This window comes from Catenovulum maritimum (assembly GCF_001050375.1).
Classification (GTDB): domain Bacteria; phylum Pseudomonadota; class Gammaproteobacteria; order Enterobacterales; family Alteromonadaceae; genus Catenovulum; species Catenovulum maritimum.
Genome location: NZ_KQ130482.1, coordinates 286,168 through 308,550, shown reverse-complemented (window position 1 = coordinate 308,550; position 22,383 = coordinate 286,168). Strand labels below are relative to the sequence as shown.

Here is a 22,383-nt window from a genome sequence, read left to right as displayed (position 1 = left end):
GGAGCTTTGTGACAACTCCACGGCTTATGAGCAGCGTTGTCTTTGACATTCTGATCAACAAATTTGTAGTGAAATAGAGCTTAAAATCGATATAAGCTAAGCGTTGTTTTTATGCAAAACTAAATTCGTCCATGTTAGAAAATTGATTCAGCTACTTACTATATTCAAATATGATTTAGTATGTATCATTATTAGTTGGACATAAAATAAATTTTAATCTCTCATTTAATAAACTATAACTTAACTGATTTGCTCGATTTTCAAGCAGTTAAGCAGTATCGAAAAAAAACCTCTTAATTTAAAGTTTTTTCATTTTAATTTGTAAATACTTAATTAAATCAACTAACTTTATATTTATTTCAAACAGATTAATTAGTGTGCTGTTAATTCGAACTATTCCTTACATAGATGAGTCTCTCGAAAGCTATTTAATGCGACTGGCACAAGATAATGGCTACATTAAAGCTAGTAGCTTTTGGTCAGCGATTAGGCGAACGCTAGACAAACCAGAATTACGCTATCTAAATATTCCTAATAAACTCGAAAAAATAAACCCATATCTTGCAAATCATTCCAGTGGTTTACGAGTAAAAGCACTTACGTACCTCAGTAAATTGACTAATCAAGAATCACTTCCTTTAATCTCACTATCCATTTTTCGCAGCCCAAGCCATTACTGTGGTAAGAATACAGCCATAATTAGAAATGGTATGACTTTACCCAGAATGTTCGTTAAAACCGAACCGGGTGTTTGCCCTGAGTGCCTGAAAGAATCAAATTATATTCGACAAACTTGGGCGTTTTGGCCTTATAACACATGTCATAAGCATAAAATAAAACTTATCGAGAATTGCTGTTGTGGCGAAATAATTTCCGCTTTTTCAGATCATAAATTAGGTGTTTGTCAGTGTTGTGGCCATGAATATAAAAATTTGGAAGGCGTTAAGGAAAACCATAACGATTTTGAGCTTAGTCATTGGTTAGCTGGCACTCATAAAAATTTACCAAATGTTAAGGACAGTCATAAATTTGGTTTGATTCTATGGTGGTTAAAATTACACCAACTTACGCTTGCTGAATTTGAATCTGAAGTATTTATAAATTTTTTTACTGAGTGGCCCAGCAGCTTTCAAAAGTATTTGAAAAATCAATGGGAGCATTATTCAGAATATGGACTAAAACCCATATCGGATGCATCGTTCAGTGATGTATTTGGAAAGCTATTATCCAATAGCGCAAAACTACCTTCTGCAAGGTTAAGTGAAAACATAGTATTAACCGAAATTTACAAATATTTTGATGACAATTTAATATCAGAAAATAATGAATTTCTTAAGCTTAAAATTAATAGTATTGAAGCAGCTTTGTTGCTAAATACGTCAACAGAGCAAATAGCCGCTTTGGTTGAACAAGGGGAGCTTAGCTCGGGCATTCGGATTAAATCAGGAGGATTTTTAAATATAAACCAACCTGCTTTTGAGTTGGGTGATCTCTATTGCCTATGGCAGGCTGGTTATCAAACTGAATATTCAAATTTTTCAATTATAACGTCGAGGTGGTGATGAACAGCTTTGATGAGATAGCTAAAATTAAAGATATTCAAGATAGAAATAGAGCATTTAAACGTGCTTTTTCAGCCGTTACTCCATTTGTAGATATAACAAATAGCCCAGATTTAGCTTGTTGCGCGCTGATTAATTTAACCGAACGATTGGACTTAGTTGATAATGTACTAGACAAAGAGCAGGCACTGGCTAAACTTTCAAACGACAAGTTTATTAAACGCAGCCTGAACACGTTCAAATATAGACACTCTCACAATCTTAAATTTCCAGATTATAGAGCACACGGTACCTTAAGATTAAAACCATTAAAGTATCAATTTAGCCAAGAACCATATCAGAATCGTCAAGGTTATGCTCAAACCGCCTCAGACGTTAATGCTTCAATATTTTTGTGTGCTGAATTTTTAATTCAAGGTCATTTGACCTGTATTGGTAAAGCATTAATTGATAGAAATACAATAATAGAAAATCAATTATTAGAATTGGGCTTATCTCAATGTAATTTAGATTTAATGAAGAATGAGCTTGATGGGATAACGAATAATCAAACGATTGATGATCTTGAAGCTAATTTTTTCCCACAGCTTAGGTTTCCAAATGGGCAAAATCAATATATCAGTTTAACCCCTGTAATATCGCATTTTATTCAGTCTCAAGTTCATAAATATTGCATATCAAACTATAAATCGTCTATGAATTACAGTATGGAGCGTTCTGCTAATGTTGGATCGTTAGCAGCAAGTACAGGCGGAAAAGTTAAACTATTTAAGTCATTACCATCAAAGCTTAACTTTAAACATACAAATAAAACAACCAAGTGGAACAGATTTGAATTCAATGAAATTATGCACAGTTACCGTAATTTGAACGATGGTTTAGTTACTCCAAATACTCGTGTCCAGCTGAATAAGAAAATGATGGAAAGTCTCACAGTTAATTTAACACAATGGTTAAAAACTAAATGTCGCAGGCTAGATAATGAGCCGACAACCCATGAGTTAGTCAGGTTATTTAACCTAGACCTCAGCTATCACAATAAATTGTCTCAATATGCATACAATCCCTACTTTACTAAACTTTTTACCAGAGCTTTTAACAACACTGCCAATCTCAGTTCAAATATAGGTAAAACATCCCAGAACAACTCTAAAAACCAAAATTTTCTTCTACTTCCCAATTTACAGATAAATGATGCGAATGCTCTAAATTCTGGGTATGCCGTTGGTTTTCCATCCTTAACAGGTATTTCCGGTTTTATTCATAAGCTTCAGTTGAATATTAATAATTTACATAACCTCAAAGTCCAACTCAGTGATTTTGCCATTTGCATACACAAATATTGTTTAGCCAACAGATCATACACAAAAGAACTTGAACTCACATCTAACAATAAACTAGTATCACCTGGATTAGTTGATTCTGTTGAATGTGATCTGAGCATCAGTGTAGTCATCAAAATGAACAACAGCGAAAATCTACCCTCTGATATATTAATTAATAGTTTGCCGACCCATTTTTGCGGTGGTTCAGTGCATATTAACCTTGACGATTTGTCTCTTCTCCAGCAAATAAATAATTTTGAAAAAATAGTTGAGGCTATACCTGATAAAAATGGTCAATGGCTTTCGCCTTATCAAATTGAAAAAACAACGATAGAAGACTTATTAAACGCTGCTAATTTTTCCCGTAATTTAATTTTGATTAATTCAGGATATTTATTTTTAGAAGTTCCGACCAATAAACTTGGCGTTATTGATAACTTAAAGCATGCTTTTGCCGAAAATGTTTTAAGTATTGCAAACCTAACTAGTTTTAATTATGGCACTAATTATTCGAGGTTATTTTGGTCACTTCACGTATCAGAATATGAAATTAATCTATTACATAAACTGGAGAACATGCATCATGAGACTACCTAATAAATTAGCTTATACTCGCTCGTTGTCACCAAGTATTGCCATATTTTTAGCCGTGGATGCTGAAGGCAATAAAACACCATTATCTATTTCAACGGTCAAATTAATCGGACAAAAATCAAGCGCGTCAGAAGCATTTAATAAAGATACTTCAATAAAGCCAACGGCCAATGTGGCAAAACTGGTTGAAGGGAACCCGCATACTGTTGAATATTGTAATGTTCCTTATGACTGTGAAACTTTATTGTGTAAATTTTCATTACGCATAAATGCGAATTCAATAACCCCATCAAACTGTAATGATGATGATGTCGCCAAAGCACTCAAGCAATTCTCAATTCAATATGAGAATGCAGGCGGATACCGCTACTTAGCAAAGCGATATATCGAAAACTTACTAAATGGTGCTTGGCTTTGGAGAAATATTGATGCGCCAAGTATTGATATAAAAATAACATCACATATAGGTGTATCAGTTATCGTTGAAAATGTTAATTTACACAAGTTTGATGATAATTTTCCAAATAATATTGATGGGTATGAAGAACTTTTAACAATTACCTCAGAAGCACTCATAAATCCCCAAAAATGTATATTTTTAGAGGTAGAGGCGAAGATAAAACCATCGTTACTTCAGGAAATACACCCAAGTCAAGCGTTTACAGACAAAGGCAATCCCATTGGACGGGTGTATCAAGACACAGTTATTGGCGGTAATAGAACCCCGATTTTAGGTTCGTATAAAATAGGCGCGGCCTTAGCGATGATAGATGATTGGTACCTAAACGCAGAAAATAGAATCAGGGTTGGCGCCTTTGGGGTAATCAAAGAACGAAACACGAGTGTTCGCCATCCAGAAACAGGAAGTGACATCTATACAATACTGATGCGTACAGAAAAAATCACACAGCAATTGGGTAAAGAAAATCTTGAAACACAGTATGATGCCCATTTTCTTGCTGCTAATTTAGTCAAAGGCGGACTTTTTCAATTAGGAAGATAAATAATGCAAAGATATTTTTTTATAATCTCGTTTATTGGTAGTGATATTAATGAAAGCTTTTTAATCGGAAGGTGTCTCAAAATATTGCACGGTTTTTATCACCACAACGAAATACATGACATTGGTGTTTCATTTCCTCAATGGAGCAATGAATCAATTGGTAGGAGTTTGGCTTTTATATCTGCTAACGCTAGTTCACTTAAATTTTTGGCTAATCAAAAATATTTTAGAGATATGCAGCAGTTAAAATACTTTGAAATCAGTCAAATTCAAGTTTGTGAGCTAACTAAAGAAAACTCAGTATTATTTTTTAGAAATCAACAACTTGATAAAATCACTCCAACAGCTCAAAAACGTAAGTTAAAGAGATTTTTAAGCCGAGCTGAAAAACGAGGGGAACTATACACTCCCAAAATTCGGCAAACTCAGTTACGCGAATTTGAACTTTCCCATAAAATACCAATGACAAGCAAAGGGAACCAAAACAATTACGCAATTCATATTCAGAAAAAAACATTTTCTGAAAGCAATACAGACAAATTCAATTCGTATGGACTCTCCACCAATCAACAAATAGCAAACCCAGTACCTAAAAATTTCCCTAGTATTCAAGCCTCTGAATCTAAGAGTAAATAATTTCCGTCAAATATTTTGGTTAATTACGAATTATTAGCCTAAACTATTAATACCACTAGAATTAAAAACATTCAATTCTAGTGTCCTGCCGCATAGGCAGCTAATAAGATAGATAACCAACATACATAGAGTGATTTGAAGTGTCCTGCCGCATAGGCAGCTGATAAGTGTTCTGAGCATCTAAATCAGGACACTTTTTAGGACTACCCGTTGAGGTTAATAGAGATTAACACCAACGGGTAGTGGCTTTTTAGAAGCGTTCTGCAGATTCACCGAAGTTATCATTAAGTTTTTAAAGCTGATTTTCCTTCAGAATAATTCTTTATTGGTCACTATCAGATGAGTGTATCTAAGACAAGTTAGCGCTTGCCTTAGATACTATTTATTAAATATATTTCTTATATCTAGATCAAGCAGAGTCTTTTCTGCTCACTTGCTGCTTGTTATTCAGTTGGGTGGTGTCTAGTAGTTGTTAACTTATCAAGGAGTTATGATGTATGTGTGGAAGGCTATACTCAGGTGTAGAGTCCATTGAAATTAGCATACTATCCAAACTAAACCAGAATAGATCCGATCAAAATTAGCAGTCAAAGAATAGACTTAATAAATAAGCAATTAGTGACACCGACTTGAAAGACTCCGTTTTTGACATTCAAGCAATGTTTTACCAAGAAAAATAGTAATTACTAAAATTCATAGTAATTACTAGTAAAGTGTTAAGGTCAACTTCCGCTTATGGCTACTAGTTGACGTAAGGATCAACAAAAATTCAACGTCCGCTTTGTCGGAATACCCGTCGTTAGCTTAGCCAAAATAGGCTAAGCGTAAATTGAACTAAATTTAGTTTTCGTTAATTTTCCTATGCAAATGTTTGAGGGAGCTCCAACGCTAGCGCATCGGCTGATGATTAGGCTAGTGGATAGTGCTTTACAATCCTTGGTAGCCGAGAAAGATGGTTGGGTGTTTGATGACAGCAAGCAGACTTGCGTACGTATTCGAATTTCAGCAGCTAACGTCCCTATGGACGCTATCCCAGAAGATAAATTTGTTGAAATTAAAGAGTGTAAACAAGGGTAATAATCACAATATTACCTAGTATTTACTGCATACCAGAAGTAGTTTTATATAATCTTGTTCAACCAACTAAGCTAATTGTCTCACAACAAAAAGGGGACTATAATCACCATAACTGTCGAATAGACAGCTAATAAAAGGCCTGGAAGTAATCAGCCACAACTAATAACAATCTGCCGCATAGGTAGCTTCACTGTTTAAACCTTTTGTAATTTAATTACAAAAGGTTTTTTATTACATAAAAATTGTCAGCTTATGCTTGTATTTTTATTTGTCATCTTATGGTTGTAATTTTTTAATGCATTGAAATAATGGATATTATAAATATATAATTTGTCAGTATTTGGTTGTATCAACATAATATTTTTTCTGTTTCAAGCATAGCTTGACAAAATCAGTTTAAAATAGCCTTTAAATATCAATAACTTAAACAGAAATTCCACACACAGTAAAAGCATTTTTTGAACCATTACGCATCAACATACAATCTTTATATTCAAGAATAGATATTTGCTAATGCATCAGCCAAATGAAGACTGCGATATTATTTAGGTTTTAACGTCATGACATACCGGCTTGTTTATCGTTTGGATTCGGGATAATTTACAGAGGCACTAGTCAAGCCCATTATTTATATTGAGTAGCCCAAAAAAGTAAGGCCTGATTTATTGATAAAATCAGGCTTTATTTCAATAACCTTTTTCGAGAAATCTAACCTTTACCGCTTTTGGCTTCACGCTCAAATAGAGAAGCAGGAAGCTGAGTGTAAGTAGTACTCATCTAACTAGTCTCTAGATATTATATTATTCAATCTCAAAAACGTTAATGACATCAAAAGGTATAGGAAGTAACCAAATGCACCACCAGAAGATGACTCAGGCTTTTTATCAATCGTTACACTTACTTGGTAATTATTGGTGTCTAACTTAGCCTTGCCAGCCTCTTGGATTTCAATTTTCGCACTTCCGCCCTCTGAATTTGGCAAGAATGATACGGTAACGCTGTTTTGACCATCTTGCAGCGTTGCGTTTTTAGTTGCTGATTCAACACCTGTACCGCTTGCTTTTACGACTACGGTTACATCACCTGTTGTGCCCTCAGTACGCTCCAAAGTCGCAACAATCGTTTTGTAATCGTCTGTAAGCTTAGCCGTTCTGAGCATAACCACACCGTACTTATCGTCATCAAGAGACGTTAATTTTGCAGTGGAATCATTGGATATTACACCATTTGAAACACCATCAATTTCGATCTCTCCAACAACATCATTTTCATGCTCATTGTCAGTAGCAGTAATTACAACGGTTTTACTATATTCATCAATACCAAAGTCGATTGTTTGTGTATTAACCGTAAATTCACCATTTACTGTTAACTTGACAGTCACGGGTGCATCTGCCCCATTTTCTCTAACAATCAATAGCTCTGATTGCTCACCTTCCGCAATTTCAATATCAGTTGCAGCAAACTTAAAAGAACCGTAGTTAGGCAATTCATCTTCTTCAATAACTGTAGTCGTTAAATTATTATCCTGAGATACTTTTAACCATTTAGGGTATTGGGCTTGAACGAATACTTTTCTTTCTACACGACTGTAAACATTGTCATTATTAAAATTAAATGTTTTCTCTACGTGTGTTGCACCAGCAGGAATTACAACTTGTACAAATTGAGTGTTAAGCAAAGATTCATCGATAGCATATACTTTCAACTCAACACTTGTGTCTGTATCCGCCGCTTCTGATAAAGATACATCAACTACAAACTTGCCTTGTGACTCATTTACAATCGCACCCGCTGAAATTTCAACTGTTGCTTTTTCTGGCATATCTTCAGCAGTCCATCGATGAAGAAGTGGATATTTATAACTAAAACTTTGTCTATGGACACCGTATCCTCGGCTTAGCTCATAATCGCTATATTTTGAGTGTTCATGTAAGGCATCTTTGATATACCCAACAAAATCAGCTTCACCATTTACACCACAGCTTTGACCACTCACAACTAAATCGGCATTAGAAAAATATCCATTCGGGTACTTAGCTCGCTTCGGATTATCTACCGCCATTATTGTTGTCGCACCACCACATACATGAGGATGAACAACATCTGAAAAATAAGCTGTAGCATCGTCATGATGTCCTCCTATACTATGTCCAACTTCGTGAGCAACTAAATAGTCTCGGCTAAGTGTAGCGTCACTTAAAAAATAAGTGCTACCATCATTTAATCCATTAGAGAAACCCACTCGATTACTTTTGTTTGGATCTTGATTGGTCACAAGCAAAACCATGTCGATTCTATATGGGTTTTTAGAATGAGAGACAAGATTTTTAAATCCAGAACCGACATAGTAGGCATACTGAATATCATCTTGAATCTCTCTTACCAAAGTAACATTGTTCGAAGTATCAACCTTTTGATCATAAGTAAAGAAACTAGATATTTGAAATGTTAACTCATTTATACCTGATTTTTTTAAAGCATGATTCAACTGAAGCACCTGAGTTTCTCCCCAACTTCTTAGCGTCTCCTCACCATGCTTTTCAATAGCATCCTTCGTTAGCCACATCCCAATATTAACCACTTCGGCATTTACCGCACATGAAAACATTAACGCGCCAGCAGCAACATAATTTTTAATACAATTCACAATTTACTCCTTAACATCCACTCATTGACAAGATTAACCAGTCAAAATAAAGAGTGATTACAGCTCCACATATAATTCGACACTGTTGCAGGCCGACCTACCATCCCCAAACGATACTGAATTACTTCCTAGCATTCTTGCTACGACTGTTCAAAAACAAACAATTAGAGATACACACTATGTTTATATTTTATTTCAATTAACCATTACATGACAGGCATTATTATGCAAAATATTCTCGAATACTTTGATTTACGCCTTGAGCAAGCAACCTTAATTTACCTATACGATAGATTTTTTTAGACTGAGATTCGTGAGCATAGCGAATTAAAGCAAAATCGTTATTACATAAATCTAAAATTGGTTCAATTTCTTCTTTTGTACATTCTTTGAATGCCTTTTTTAGCAATTCTTTGGAGTCGTGTGGTAATTGACTAAAAATATTAGCGAGCTTATGGCCACGAATGTTAGTTTCAATTTCGGTAGACGGTAATAAACCAGCACTAGGACCACCAACATTTTGATAATTAACATCCAGAGATTTAAGCATAAGCTCAACAGAAAAGGCATAATTTGCAACTATAGCAGGAACCAACTCCTCAATTATTTCATCAGAATCATATACTAAATCTGCAATTTTCAAGAAACTACACTCGTTTGAAAAAACATAGCCTGAAACTTCCTTCATAAAATGAATATCCCTTTTGCATAACATTATATTAAACGGCCAAACCTACTCTAATCCGTCCGCTCTTGTGAAATTAGAATAATACTAATTTTAAAACTCTATTAATACCATCCACTTATTTGCAGCTTAGAATGTGAAGTAACAAAGTAGCGGCGACGGCTACGCTGTTTGATTAGAGCGGACCAAACTCAAAAACTGAGGCTTAACTTAAGTTTAATAGGTTGAATTTCTGACGTTCGGCAATTTAGGAAGCAGCCAATATAGTTGCTGTTTTAGGCGATGCTTTTAGCGCTACATAATAAACCTTAAGACAGTTAAGGTTTATTTTTCAGCTTAAGAGAATCCATCACACTGTCTGATGTTAATTTAAAGGTTGGGGAGATATCCATGCCAAAGCTTTGCAAGCCTTTAGCCGTCCATTTATTACAAGTATTCAATAAATGATAATCTCCAATAGCTTTGTAAAATTGACTATCACCGTAAATGCCAGCTTTAGTTGGTATTAAGGCATTGTTTTCCTTAGCCAAACTACCAGATATAAACTGAATTAATGACTCTAACTCTTTGTCGGTTAGCAATAGTTTTTCAATCTCACTATTTGAAAAATAGACAAACACATCGTCTTTAATCCCGACAGCATGAACAACAGATTCAGTTGGAATAAATATGGCTTGAAGTGTTAAGCCAGTGGTTATTTCTTTAGCCTGATAAAACCCTTTATCTCCCCAGCCAAATTCAATATATGTACTATGTCTAAACCTTTCTTTTAAACTCGGGATGCCTGCAAATACATGTTTCGAGGGCACCACAATACCTGTATGCCAACCGTGACTAACTACATAAACTGAATGCTCTCCAGTGCCTGAATAGTCCGCTGTATATTCAATAACATTAGGCCGATGTGAGCACGCCGAAATACATACAATTAAAAATAAAACTTTCAAATACATCATGGGTAAATTGCCAAAAAAAGAGGAACCTCACCTAAACATGACTTAAGTTTAATCTGTCGTTTATTGAAAAGGAACATTGAGTTAACTCGCCTGATTTCTTCTAAAAACCATCGTTGTCGGAAGTAGAGGGTTAAGTACTGCAGCTTTCTTGTCGTTAAGGAAATAAATCCCTATGAATTAAAGGCAATCAGGTCAACCAAGCGTTCGATAAATTGGAGTGGCTTTAATTTTCAATAAGCAAATTTTTAAAATTAATATTCTATATTTGAGAGTTTGTATATGAACTTTTTACTATGGCCTGTAACATTTTGGTTAATTAGCTGTTAAATATTTCTCTAGTGTAAATGATGGAGTTAAGTTAATCGCTAATAGGTTTAGAGTATTTTTGTCTTAAATAAAATACCGAGGCTAGCATATTACAACACGTAAACTCCCTGCCCAATTAAATAATGAATAAATGGGAATTACACAATGTGCAGAGTAATCAGCTCACTCGGTAAACATAAAAGGTGTTTCATGAAAAATTTATTTATTGCTATATTTTTACTGACATTAGTTAGCTGCGCTGGCGTACGGGAAATAGAAAATTATCAAAATTTGAAATCCAATGAGCTCCCAGCTTTAATTATTGCGTCTAGACACTTTAGTCCATATGGGACGTCTCTAATAACAAGAGTTGACGATAAGAAAAAAACACTTACGAATTCGACTCATGGTGGCAATATGGCTGTAAGAGTATCTCCGGGCACACACCTAATAGATATTGCATATGCAAATCATGGCTCTGGTACTAAATATAGTACAGCTATAATTGAAAATATTTCTATTGATACCAAATCTGGCCACGTATACGAAGCTCAATACACAGTAAAGACCTTAGATACCAATCAATTTATTGAAGTGACATTTAAAGATTTAGGCTTTAATAAATTACTGGTATTACAAAAAGTGATTGAGTAGTTGCAATGGGCACCACAATATAGGTACACCAACGCGCCTTACGACATGAACTGGATTTGCTCCAGTTCATGAGTGGCCTGGCAACTAAAATGATTAGCTAAGTAGATTATTTTGCTGATTAACTTGGATTCGACAACCGAAAAATTGCCGAATAAATCACTATTACCAATTGACCAACCAGAGGCTCATATGTATTAGCTTACTTTGCTGGCTGAGGTAGCTTTTTCCCTCGAAGAAGGTTATGACAAATAACCCAAAAATTTACTTTTTTCACTTTACCCAAACTTTCCTGCAGTGGATATGCACTCTCTATATGGAATCTCATTTTACCTCGCTCTTTCCAGACACGATAAACGACTTGATAAAAAATATCAGATCCATCTTCTTGAGATATTTTACAGCTACAGTAACGGCTATAGCCTCCGTGATAGCAAAATTGATTAGGTAACGTTTGAACTATGTCAGGTAAGTGCTTAGATAATTTAAAGCGATTCGCATCAAACGCTCTCTCATCTGATGGATAAGGATAAATTTTTGCAGGATCTACGTTTTCATTCTCTTTTATACTTCGTGTAAATACATGATGTGAGAAAGTGAAGTATAGAGTGTAGTTCTCATTACGTTCAGGATGAGTAAATAAGTGCTTACATGAATTTAAATGATGAAAATGGTATTCATTAATACCATCATTGAAGCTTTTCCATTGTTGAACTTCATTATCAGGTAGATTAAATAAATTCTTTTTTGCCACTTATCTATATTTTCCTTGTGCCAAAAATAACAAAGGCTCCATCTAGGGAGCCTTCGCCAAGATATTATCTTGGATTCAGAACGTCATTACCGGACACTGCCTCGACCTCTTAGAGGTTACGTGATGTCATGTAAAGAACATGTCTGCTACATCAATAATCTAAGTATACTAAAGTAAACACAAACGTCAACAATAAGGGTCTCTAAAACTATATAACCTATCCAAAGTCGACAGTATCGTAGATGAGCACCGCAGTAAGCTAAAATTACATTAAACGACCAGACCAACTCTAATCCGTCCGCTATTTTAAAATTCGAATAATACTAATTTAAAAACCCGATGAATGCCTATTACTTAATTTACATATAAAAGCCAAGTAAAAAAATAACGGCAGCGCCTTGCGATTTGATTAGAGCCGACAACACTCAAAAACTGAGAATTAATTTGGGTTTAATAGGTTGAAATTTTTGACCTACACCAAAACTAGTCCCAACACGATTAAGCCTTAAGGCTCATATATTTCGGTCAAACCTAATTAAGTTTATTATTTTTTTAATTTACCCATTGCTTTTATATTTTGAGTCTCAATATCTATTTTGATGATGGGTTAATGCAAAGATTGTTTTGTATATTTAGACTGAGTTTATGTTGTAAGAAGATAAGGGAAATAAATGAGATTGCTCTCTAAATATCTATTTTTTATTTGTTTTTCGCTTATCGTTTTGGGCGATGTGCAAGCCCAAACTTATAATGAAAAGTTTCAGAGCTTGGTCAGTGACACTAAATCCGCTCCGATAATTGATTGGAATATCGAAGACGAAGATCAAGATAAGAAATATTTACCTCAAAAAATATATTTATATTTCATTACCTCGCAAAACCGAGCAACTAACCTTTATCGTTTTGACTCAACTTTAACAATATTTTTAGGAAACTTAATCCGAGCACCACCAATTTCTTCATTTGCCTGAATACAGGGGTTTATCCCAAATTTTAATTATTAAATAAAGGTAAGAAGAAATGACTACATTATCATTATTAGCATGCAATGAAATATCCAAAATTGAGTGGCCTAACCAAGCGTCTGAAATATCACTTCATTCTAAAGCGACAGACATTGCCACTGACTTTAAAATAAATAGACCACTCGTTATCGACTCAAATACCAAAGCGGTCGAAGCCGAATACTTAATGAAAAAAGCTCATGTAAAATTAAAGCTTGTTCTAGATAAAGCGGACAATTTTATTGGGACATTAAGTTTTAACGATTTAAATGATCAAGAGATTATCAAAAAAGCTGCGATTGGCGTTGATAGATCTGAGCTGATAGTGACCGATTTTATGCGTATGAAAGCAACTTTAAAATCGATTGACTGGTCTGCTTTAGAGCATATTTCAATTAAAACGCTTGTACATTTTTTAAAAGACCGTACAGAACAACACATTTTAATCACAGATGAAAAAGGTAATACCCTACGCGGTCTAATTTCTGCTTCGGACATAGCAAGAAGACTGCAATTGGATGTTAATTTAAATTTACCAATTAACTTTAAATTAATCAGTCAGGCAATTACCAAAGGAATAGAGGATTAACCTAACTTTAAAAATAAATTATTAGCCCAAGGCGAGACTAGCTTTGGGTTATGCTTTTAGCGCTCCACAAATATCCCCAAAAAACGTATTCCAAGCGGTACTATCGTTCATCTGGGCTTGAAGGAATATGCCAACCTCGCATGACTCCTTTGATGAAGCCATGCGAGGTCAACCTTTCTCTATCGGTGCGCTCAAGCATTTTCGAGTGCACAGCAATAATGCCGCTATCTTGCAATAGCTTTAATTGTTCTAGAGAATGTGCAAGCTTTTAATGTGGCTTAGATGACATTTACAATATGATAACCTACAACAGCAACGTATTGATTTTCTATGTAATTTTCTCTGGTGTTAACCAATATTTAATTGAAAAATAAGATAACAAGTATTATCTCACATACATATGGCTTCAGCTTAAACTGTAACAGATTAAAACTAATATTGAGCTAGCTGATTTAATTGCTTCTATTTCAACTCATATTTGTTAAATCATAATACCAAAACATGATTTTTTGATTTTGCTTTCAACATTTTTTAGCCCATAATTTATGAATTTATCATACGGTAAGCCCATGTCATTAAGCTTAGTTCATCCAATTTTAAGGTTTCGACAATGCAGATAAGCTGGCATTTATTTTCTGTAGGTGTTGTCACCTTTTCTGCTGCTATTATCTTTGCCATGGTGCTCACTTATTTTACTTTAGTACGCTCACGCATTGGTCTGTCTTATCGCTATTACAGCTTATTTTTTGGTACTGTGATATTTTATTTATCTGGACCTATTCTCAGTATGTTACCTTTCGAACAAGGTAAAATATTGCTCCACATTAGCTGTAATTTTTTACTGTTTTCACTAGGCGTTCCAGCTTTAACTCAAGCCTTGTTTATACAATCTGGTTATCATTTAAAGCATTGGCAAACATCATTACCTTACATTTTGGGCTCTATCTGGTCGTGCTTTCATGCATTAACTTTTGAGATTACTTACCCTAAAACTTACTTTGATATAAGTCCTATTTTTCATTGGGAATCACAGCTCGGTTTAACCGCTAACCATATTTATTACAGCCATATATTGTTAGTTAGTTTAATTTTAACCCTGCCTTGTATCTATTTATTGAAACGAAACCAAACTAACAATAAAGCCAATATATACATTTATGGTGCGTTTAATTTTTGCTTTTTTCTTTGTTTAGGCATTTTATTAAAGGCATGGGCTTTATATTACGCAGGTATGAGTTTAACTGCGCTTATTTGGGCTTGGGCTATCTTTAGTGATATTCAAAAAACTCACCATCAATTACAACATAGTTATGCTTACGAAAAACAATTAGCCGCTGTGCAATATGCAGCATCAGGCAATGGTTTATCGGTTACAGAACTGTACCCTGAAACCGTAAGTGAAAATTATCCTTTTCGACAACAAAGTGAATTGCTGGATCAAGTTAAAAATGCAAGTGTTGGCTTGATTGCCGATACCACCTCCATTTTTGTCGAAGAGCTGAATAAGTTTGCGAATCAGCAACCCGATTTACTTAAAGCTCGGGTTCGTGAAATGCTATTTTTATTATATGACATGGTTATTTTACATCACGGCAATGCGAAGAAGCTGATTGAACAATTAGAACATAAAGGCAAAGATATCGACAAATGCCAGTCTACAGAACAATTAAACACTGTATTACGTGAGGAAGCACTTAGACTTGCGAGTATTTGTAAACAAAATACCAGTATTGAGCTAACCAACCCACTTGTAGAAAGCACGAAGAAATATATTTTAGCGCACTACCACCAAGCATTATCAATTAGCTCAATTGCAGAATCACTCAATGTTAGCCATTCGTATTTAATGGCGACCTTTAAAAAAGAAACTCAGCAAACTATAAATCAGTATTTAATCGATGTAAGAATTAATAAAGCGAAGCAGTTGTTATTAAACTCATCAATAACACAAACGGCGTATGATGTCGGTTTCAATAATTCAAATTATTTTTCTACCGTGTTTAAAAAGCAAACCGGTTTAACGCCAAAATCTTATCAGCAAAAAGCTAAAGCAGATAGTTAAAGCTAATTGCGTCTATATTTTATATCGCTAACCCTTTGCTCACTGCACAGGGTTAGCGACGATAATTAACCCAAGCGATTTACCCCTATATTTTCTTCTTGATGAATAGTAACTGGCCAACCATCAAACTGATTAACCGGGCTATCAATATTGATATCAATTAAATATCGATACGCGTCAAGGGTGTAGGTTAATTTATCAGTATCAAAAGTAATAAAACCAAAGCCACTGCCTTTTTCATGGGCTTTAACATAGCGATTTTTAGACTGTCCTACTTCAGGTACGCCTACCGCATATACATAAACTTTGTTGCCAAAAGCATCGATAAATTCACCAGTTTGCGCTAAACCATGCTGTGGGCGATTTTTATGTGGCATAGCAACTTGGTCTGGCAGCCACCAACGCGGCCAGCCAGCAGATATCGCAGGGGTACAAAATGACCAATTACTGTCTCGCTGTTTCTCTACACCATATTGAGCTAATGAAGCTAAATGCGTATCTCCACAAATGTGTAATGCTTTAGATTTTCGCATAATAGAAACGGCTTGATCACGCGCAGGTCCAGGCCAGCCACTGCTATCAAAATCGTACTTTAAATAACGCTCTGGCGATGGTTGATGCGTTGAAATGCCCGCAAATACGGTTTGGCTAAGTACAGCTTTTAATTTATGCCCCCGCCAATCATTGCCCCACTGGGCCAAAAAAGCTTCTTGCCGTTGACCTAGCAACACTGGATTTTTAGGGTTAATTTCTGGATTAATAAAGTTAGGATCTTCCCCAACCCCGGTTTCCCCAACTACAACACCAGCTTGTTCAGGCCCAGATTTCCATTGTCGATCGGCCAAAATAGCAAAACCAACATCACCATAAACCATGTCGCTATAGTAGCAGCTAATGCCGCTTGGATTAGAGGTTGGATCATAAGGATCTGGATGATGACTCACACAAGTTCGATGCACAGCATTAACAAACCGCACCGGCTCAATGTATCCGCCAAGAAACGAAGCCGTAGGATCTAATTCAGGGTGCTTCTTAGGTAAGCCACCTTCACCCCATAAATTTCCTTGAAATACGTCATGATCATCCGGCAAACAAATAGTGGGCTGATCTCGCATAACATCGCGAAACGCCCAGCCAAATTGATAAAATTTCCTTAAGTAGTTATGAATAGCAGGCTCAAATGGTTCGCGAATAATGCCAAACCCGCCATGACTTTCATAAATTTGGTCGCCAGAAAAAAACACTAAATCAGGGTTTAGCTTTTTAACATTCTCAGCGACTGGGGCGTAAGGAAAACTGTAATCATTTTGGCAAGTTAATGCCGCCATTCGAAGTGGTCGGCCAACAGGGTTTGCTTTAATTAAACCACTATATATATCAGGTACTTCACTGCCGTCTCGCCGCTTTTCATTGTAAATAACTCGAAAAGCTTGCTCTGATTTTTCATTCCAGTTGGTTACTCTAAAATTAGCTACCCAAGCGTCTGTGTCTAATGGTTGTGTTCCTAACGATACCCAGCGCCCAGAGCGTTTAACTTGTAATTCAATGTGTTGATTATCATGTTTTCCCATTGGGCCGGTATAAGCGCTTAACTTCATAACAAAGCCATCTGGCCCCCGCGAGTCACTAAGCGAGTACATGGTCCATAAAATAGGGCCAAATTTTCGTTCGGGTGATACTTCAAACGCATCACCAGATAACAGCCAATGAGAAAAACGATAACGTCCGCCTTGCTGGCCTGCTTTTGATTTAAGCTTAAAGTTGCTCACAACAGCAAGATTACCCACAACTTCATTGGCTGGCACCAAATGAGTAAGTTGCCCGATAAGCTGGCCTGTCTCACACAAGCTAGCTTTCACTGTTAATAGCACCGCGCCATATTGTGGCTGAGCTGACAGGTCGAGCCGTACTGCTTGTTTATTTACTACAAGGTTGAAAGGTGTTTTTTTATTTGCTATCACAAGGTGGTTGTCAATAATACCAACATCTAAACCACGCTGTACAAAACAGCTACTGCGGTATTCATTTATTTCGTTATTAATACCTAAGCGAATACCTGCTCCGCCATCGTTTTTATTCTCAACCGTTTTTTCAACATTAACAGAAACATTAAACGCTTTTTTAGCGTCGATTAACCTATGTGTTAATGAATGAATACTGCGGTTACCATCTGTACTTTTGCATTCAGCCCAGCCATTTACAATGCACCAATCTTCCATTGGATTAGCCCAATATTCACCACCAAGCCAAGTTCTATCGTGCGTGTTTCCCCATTTATCTCGCATCGGTGTTGATAATTTTTCAGACGATGGTGAGGTTAAGGTATCTGGCGTATTTTTACAGCCTATACTTGTTGCAACCATGCCTGCTGCTGCAAATTTCAGCGCACTTCGTCTCGATATTTCTCTAGTCATATAAAGCCTCATGTGTTTTTGTAAACTTAATGTATAAAGTGAATTGGGATATTTAGTCGACCGAAATAACAGATGGATTGCCTGATGTTCGATGTTCAAGGTATAAATTAAATAAAGTTTGAATCCGCGATACTTGCTTTGGATCCGCAATTAGATTGCCTGACTCGTTTTCTGTGATGTTCTCTTTTAGGTTATACAAAGCATAGGGTTGCAAATCCTTTAAATTATTAACACTGGAGGTTTTCATAATTAACTTCCAGCTGCCTTGTCTAATAGCGAAATAAGGGCCGCTTTTAGATTGGTGCGATATATATAATCGTTGTTCACTTGCCTGTGTATTGGTAAATATAGGTAATAAATTCAAGGAATCTTTTGTGAGTGAAGGATCTATTTTTTGCCCAGATAGCGCAGCAATTGTCGCCACCATATCCAGCCCAACAATTAATGCCTTTGATTCGCTGTTAGCTGGTATTTTATCTGGCCAAGCAGCAATAAAAGGAACGCGATGACCCCCTTCATAAACAGCGCCTTTATTACCTCTTAAATTCAAATTTGAAGCATGACCTAACTGCATTAACTCTTTCGCATATTTATTAGGTAAGCCACCATTATCTGATGTGAAAACAAACAAGGTATTCTCGTACAGACCTTGCTTTTTAAGCGCTTTGATTAACATACCGACTTGCACGTCTAACTCAAGGATCATATCGCCAAACGAACTAGGTGTTGCTCCTTTAATTTTTACGCCATCGAGTTCAATTGGTGGTGTATGCGGTATATGTACTGCTTGAGTGCTGTAATAAATAAAAAACGGTTTAGTTTTATTTTGCTGTTCAATATAACGCACGGCACTGTTAGCAATAATAGGGCCTGCTAGCATAGGGTTCCAATATGAATCACCTAACATTTTAGCAGCTAACGTACGCCCTCCTTTACCGGTAAATTGAGTTTGCTTTAGCGGAATCTCTGTTATTTGGGAAGCTAAATTAATCGGCATAAATTGTTGCTGAAGATAAAAAGCTAAAGGGCTATTTTGAATACCGTCAGGCAACTCAAGCGCAAAATCGAAACCAAAATATAAGGCACCGCGATCTAATTTTTGATAATCATATTTTTGCTTTAACCATGATTCACCCAAACCCCATTTACCAAAAAAGGCGGTGTTATAGCCACCCGCTTTAGCGATACGTGCGATTGTGGTTGCATTGGGTTCTATACCGCTTTTTGCGTGAGGCGTCCAAACACCATTAATTTTTCCGCTCCGAAAAGGATAATTGCCCGTTAACATAGAATAACGCGATGGGGCACATAAGGATGCAGGCGAATGTGCATCAGAAAAACGCATACCCGTTTTTACCAATTCATCTATATTAGGCGTTGCAACAACAGGTTGCTTTCCTGTAGATAATTGATGATAAAAACCAATATCTCCTAAACCAATGTCATCCGCCATCACTAACACAAGATTAGGTTTGGTTGGCTCTTTAGCAATCGCAGCACTTTGATTACCAAATAACGCCAGGAGAAAAACAGCAAAAACGTATTTCATTATAGAGAAAAGCATACACAGCTCATTATAGTTATTAGATTTATAAAGACTCTAACTTGCCGCAGCTTATTAACCTTTAAAATACAACTTTTAATGCTTTAAAATATGACTTTCAGTGCTTAAAAATCGATTAACTACATACAATAACTAGATTTATTACCTAAAAATTCCATATGAGCTAATTTAAAAAAACCTCTACCAACACATAAACGAGGCGAAGGAAACCTTAGCTTATACCCATGTTTCAGCTAAAACACACTAGTGAAATAATCAACAGCACTAATACCTACATACCTAAACTAATTTACTTTAGATAGTTAAATGAATAACGGTCATATTTAATTTAAAGATTAAACACCGTTGTAATATCACTCTGATAGCAGCCTAACTAATGGTTGCGTATTTCCTATTCGTAAACCATAATTTTATCAAAGGTAATCTTAGTGTCTTATGCCGTTTTTTGCGGATACTTATCGACCCTAGGCACTAATATTCAGCTCTCAGCTATCTAAATTTTTGCGAGATTAGCTAGGCTAAATTTTGACCTAGTGCATTAATGTATTTAGCTAGAACAAATTATTACAACTAGCGACAATGCTCACCGGTTTAATTGAACGAGGTTAATTGTGCGATTTCATTTAATGTTTTGGCTGTTCAGTTTAACTTTAGCATTTAATCTTAGGCTAGGCGTTGCGCAAGAAATTTTACTCGCTGTAGATACTAAGCAAGAAAAAAACTACAACCTATGGCTTAAAGGCCGTGATTGCATGTCGGTAGATATATATCAGGGACATAATGCATCAAGGTTAAGTATCGAATTGGTATTAATTTGCAAAGCATTGCGCTTAGGCGGTTTAAATAGTCCAATATTGTTTAAACCTTCGGCTAACTACACCCGCTCTATCGTATCGGCTGAAAAGGGATATGCGGCCTTGTCTAGTACTTCAGTTTGGCGGGATGAAATTGATACTGATCTGTTTTACATGTCTCCGCCTATTTTTAAACCTGGGCAGTTTGTAAAAGCTTTTTTTACCACAGAAGAAAAGAGAGTTGGCATAGAACAAGACATTGCTGAGGCGCTCGCACAGGGCAAATCGCCTTTAACCGTATTGTCTAAGTTTTCGATACTCACTTCGAAAAAATGGAAGCATGATTGGGCAATAGCGACCAAGTTAGGCATACCTAAAAATGACGCATCAGAAAGCGCTAACCGATGTAAAATGTTAGCCAATGAGCGCGGCGATCTTTATTTAGGAGAGCTTGCTATGGTCGGTCGCTTTAATTTAGCTATCCCCTGCCTTAATAAAGTGACTTTATACCCAATTAGAGGTGTCAAAATTACGTTTGATACAGCACGACATTTTATCATTTCGAAAAAATACCCAAACGCAAAACAAATTTCAGAAGCGCTAAATAAAGGTTTAACTTTATTAAAAGCATCGGGCGAATTAGACCGAGCCCTATACCCATTTCCTGATTTAAAACGAGACATAGACGATTGGGTAGAGCTAAATCCTAAGTTTGTGAAAAACTAGTAATGTTGTTTAACAGCGAAAAACTGAATGGTATATCAACTTAAGACCAAAATTTTAGTTCAACCCAAGTGCTTAACATGACTCCGAAAGCTTACCAAGAAACAAAGGAATATGAGATTCAAGCGTTTGTTGCAGATGCTTTCGACATGCCCTTATCCTTGCTGTATGTCTTAAATCTACATGATTAAGTATCCATATTCCCCAGTTTGATCTTGGCACGGCAATTGGCATTCTTTCAATGTCAGCATCCCCCACCATATCAGGCATAAAACATGGCATTCGCGCCACGCCAAAACCCGCTTTAACGGCTTGGTACATGGAGTTTAAGTGATCTACGCGCATAATAATCTCTGGCGACTTTAAATCATTTGCCCAAGCAGGTAATGAATCATCTCGCTCCCACACTATCAAAGGGGTGGATGAACCCACCTCTAGATCTTTATGTTTATAAAATCCGTGTTGAATATGACTAACGCAAGTCCCAACCAAGTATTCTGGTGGTGAAGCCGTAATACGAACCGCAATATCAGCTTCACGATTAGCCATATTTCTTACACCTCTAGAAACCTGTAAATTTAGCCGGATATCTGGATATATGCGATTAAAATTTTGCAGCGGTTTAGCTAATAAATAGTCAAATAACTCATGTGGCATAGTCAAATTTATCTCACCCGACAAGCGAGCATCTTGACCCAATAAGACGCGAGATGCACCTAAGTTTGCTTGCTGCATCGCCTCAACTAAATCCAATACAGATGCCCCAGCATCTGTCATTTGATAACCTTTTTGAGTTCGCTCCAATAGCTTTACACCATGGCTTGACTCTAAAGCTTGTATTCGTCTCGATACCGTAGAGTGATTAACCCCAAGCTCAATGGCAGATTGTGAAAAACTCCCCGTTTTAACAACCGACAAAAAATATCTAAAGTCATCCCAATTGTGCATTTTTGCAGATCCAGTTTGTATTTTTTGAGAATTTATCACTAGTCCTTTCGTTTGTACACTGCCCAACAAGATGCATTCAACAAGCA

Annotated in this window: 17 protein-coding genes; 10 read left to right on the top strand and 7 right to left on the bottom strand. The window is 36.1% G+C overall.

Annotation, left to right across the window (positions count from 1 at the left end; genetic code table 11):
* The first annotated feature begins 377 nt into the window (after window positions 1-377).
* From XM47_RS01090 to XM47_RS19075, 5 genes are all read left to right on the top strand, one after another.
* On the top strand, window positions 378-1,562 hold the full coding sequence (locus tag XM47_RS01090; protein WP_077066426.1) for a TniQ family protein: 1,185 nt from the start codon (window positions 378-380) through the stop codon (window positions 1,560-1,562).
* Entirely contained in the window at window positions 1,562-3,484 is a 1,923-nt protein-coding gene (locus XM47_RS01085) for a type I-F CRISPR-associated protein Csy2 (RefSeq protein ID WP_048688405.1), read from the top strand. The genes XM47_RS01090 and XM47_RS01085 overlap by 1 nt, the downstream gene beginning before the upstream one ends.
* Entirely contained in the window at window positions 3,471-4,484 is a 1,014-nt protein-coding gene (gene csy3, locus XM47_RS01080; protein WP_048688402.1) for a type I-F CRISPR-associated protein Csy3, read from the top strand. Before XM47_RS01085 ends, csy3 begins: the two co-directional genes overlap by 14 nt.
* A 3-nt stretch (window positions 4,485-4,487) precedes the next feature.
* A complete protein-coding gene (gene cas6f, locus XM47_RS01075) occupies window positions 4,488-5,120 on the top strand; it encodes a type I-F CRISPR-associated endoribonuclease Cas6/Csy4 (protein ID WP_048688399.1) in 633 nt (210 codons plus the stop codon).
* Window positions 5,121-5,981: 861 nt separating this feature from the next.
* Window positions 5,982-6,197 (top strand): cyclic GMP-AMP synthase DncV-like nucleotidyltransferase, encoded by a 216-nt coding sequence (locus XM47_RS19075; protein ID WP_048688398.1) that lies wholly within the window; start codon window positions 5,982-5,984, stop codon window positions 6,195-6,197.
* A gap of 781 nt (window positions 6,198-6,978) precedes the next feature.
* Here XM47_RS19075 and XM47_RS01065 read toward each other — a convergent pair.
* The 3 genes from XM47_RS01065 to XM47_RS01055 all read right to left on the bottom strand — a co-directional run bounded on the left by XM47_RS01065 (window position 6,979) and on the right by XM47_RS01055 (window position 10,488).
* Window positions 6,979-8,847: a zinc metalloprotease gene (locus tag XM47_RS01065; protein WP_048688396.1), complete on the bottom strand. Its 1,869-nt coding sequence runs from the start codon at window positions 8,845-8,847 to the stop codon at window positions 6,979-6,981.
* 223 nt (window positions 8,848-9,070) lie between these two features.
* Entirely contained in the window at window positions 9,071-9,535 is a 465-nt protein-coding gene (locus tag XM47_RS01060; protein ID WP_048688393.1) for a hypothetical protein, read from the bottom strand.
* A 314-nt stretch (window positions 9,536-9,849) separates the two neighbouring features.
* Entirely contained in the window at window positions 9,850-10,488 is a 639-nt protein-coding gene (locus XM47_RS01055; RefSeq protein ID WP_077066425.1) for a TIGR02117 family protein, read from the bottom strand.
* A 516-nt stretch (window positions 10,489-11,004) separates the two neighbouring features.
* On the opposite strand from XM47_RS01055, the gene XM47_RS01050 reads away from it, so the two are divergent.
* Window positions 11,005-11,448, top strand: coding sequence for a hypothetical protein (locus XM47_RS01050; protein WP_048688388.1), 444 nt, complete (start codon window positions 11,005-11,007; stop codon window positions 11,446-11,448).
* A 199-nt stretch (window positions 11,449-11,647) separates the two neighbouring features.
* Here XM47_RS01050 and XM47_RS01045 read toward each other — a convergent pair whose 3' ends face one another.
* A complete protein-coding gene (locus XM47_RS01045; RefSeq protein WP_048688384.1) occupies window positions 11,648-12,199 on the bottom strand; it encodes a heat-shock protein in 552 nt (183 codons plus the stop codon).
* A 671-nt stretch (window positions 12,200-12,870) separates the two neighbouring features.
* Here XM47_RS01045 and XM47_RS01040 point away from each other — a divergent pair.
* The 3 genes from XM47_RS01040 (at window position 12,871) to XM47_RS01030 (ending at window position 15,854) form a co-directional block, all read left to right on the top strand.
* Window positions 12,871-13,170 (top strand): hypothetical protein, encoded by a 300-nt coding sequence (locus tag XM47_RS01040; RefSeq protein WP_048688381.1) that lies wholly within the window; start codon window positions 12,871-12,873, stop codon window positions 13,168-13,170.
* A gap of 49 nt (window positions 13,171-13,219) precedes the next feature.
* Complete coding sequence (locus tag XM47_RS01035; RefSeq protein ID WP_048688378.1) at window positions 13,220-13,792, top strand: CBS domain-containing protein; 573 nt, start codon at window positions 13,220-13,222, stop codon at window positions 13,790-13,792.
* A gap of 610 nt (window positions 13,793-14,402) precedes the next feature.
* Window positions 14,403-15,854, top strand: a complete 1,452-nt coding sequence (locus XM47_RS01030) for a helix-turn-helix transcriptional regulator (RefSeq protein WP_048688375.1) — start codon at window positions 14,403-14,405, stop codon at window positions 15,852-15,854.
* Between the two features lie 65 nt (window positions 15,855-15,919).
* On the opposite strand, the gene XM47_RS01025 is transcribed toward XM47_RS01030, so the two are convergent.
* Together XM47_RS01025 and XM47_RS01020 are read right to left on the bottom strand one after the other, a co-directional pair.
* Window positions 15,920-18,268, bottom strand: a complete 2,349-nt coding sequence (locus XM47_RS01025; protein ID WP_048688371.1) for an alkaline phosphatase D family protein — start codon at window positions 18,266-18,268, stop codon at window positions 15,920-15,922.
* A 52-nt stretch (window positions 18,269-18,320) separates the two neighbouring features.
* Window positions 18,321-19,832 (bottom strand): sulfatase family protein, encoded by a 1,512-nt coding sequence (locus XM47_RS01020; RefSeq protein WP_078061794.1) that lies wholly within the window; start codon window positions 19,830-19,832, stop codon window positions 18,321-18,323.
* 611 nt (window positions 19,833-20,443) lie between these two features.
* Between XM47_RS01020 and XM47_RS01015 the strand changes: the two genes are divergently transcribed.
* On the top strand, window positions 20,444-21,352 hold the full coding sequence (locus XM47_RS01015) for a hypothetical protein (RefSeq protein WP_149865423.1): 909 nt from the start codon (window positions 20,444-20,446) through the stop codon (window positions 21,350-21,352).
* Between the two features lie 72 nt (window positions 21,353-21,424).
* Here the strand turns inward: XM47_RS01015 and XM47_RS01010 are convergent, their stop codons facing one another.
* Window positions 21,425-22,336: a LysR family transcriptional regulator gene (locus XM47_RS01010; RefSeq protein ID WP_245623395.1), complete on the bottom strand. Its 912-nt coding sequence runs from the start codon at window positions 22,334-22,336 to the stop codon at window positions 21,425-21,427.
* Window positions 22,337-22,383 lie beyond the last annotated feature (47 nt).

Bases quoted from the DNA above. Each gene is read 5' to 3' on its own strand.
- XM47_RS01085 (WP_048688405.1), top strand. From the start codon at position 1,562: ATGAACAGCTTTGATGAGATAGCTAAAATTAAAGATATTCAAGATAGA.
- csy3 (WP_048688402.1), top strand. From the start codon at position 3,471: ATGAGACTACCTAATAAATTAGCTTATACTCGCTCGTTGTCACCAAGT.
- cas6f (WP_048688399.1), top strand. From the start codon at position 4,488: ATGCAAAGATATTTTTTTATAATCTCGTTTATTGGTAGTGATATTAAT.
- XM47_RS19075 (WP_048688398.1), top strand. From the start codon at position 5,982: ATGCAAATGTTTGAGGGAGCTCCAACGCTAGCGCATCGGCTGATGATT.
- XM47_RS01060 (WP_048688393.1), bottom strand. From the start codon at position 9,535: ATGAAGGAAGTTTCAGGCTATGTTTTTTCAAACGAGTGTAGTTTCTTG.
- XM47_RS01055 (WP_077066425.1), bottom strand. From the start codon at position 10,488: ATGATGTATTTGAAAGTTTTATTTTTAATTGTATGTATTTCGGCGTGC.
- XM47_RS01050 (WP_048688388.1), top strand. From the start codon at position 11,005: ATGAAAAATTTATTTATTGCTATATTTTTACTGACATTAGTTAGCTGC.
- XM47_RS01040 (WP_048688381.1), top strand. From the start codon at position 12,871: ATGAGATTGCTCTCTAAATATCTATTTTTTATTTGTTTTTCGCTTATC.
- XM47_RS01035 (WP_048688378.1), top strand. From the start codon at position 13,220: ATGACTACATTATCATTATTAGCATGCAATGAAATATCCAAAATTGAG.
- XM47_RS01030 (WP_048688375.1), top strand. From the start codon at position 14,403: ATGCAGATAAGCTGGCATTTATTTTCTGTAGGTGTTGTCACCTTTTCT.
- XM47_RS01025 (WP_048688371.1), bottom strand. From the start codon at position 18,268: ATGACTAGAGAAATATCGAGACGAAGTGCGCTGAAATTTGCAGCAGCA.
- XM47_RS01020 (WP_078061794.1), bottom strand. From the start codon at position 19,832: ATGCTTTTCTCTATAATGAAATACGTTTTTGCTGTTTTTCTCCTGGCG.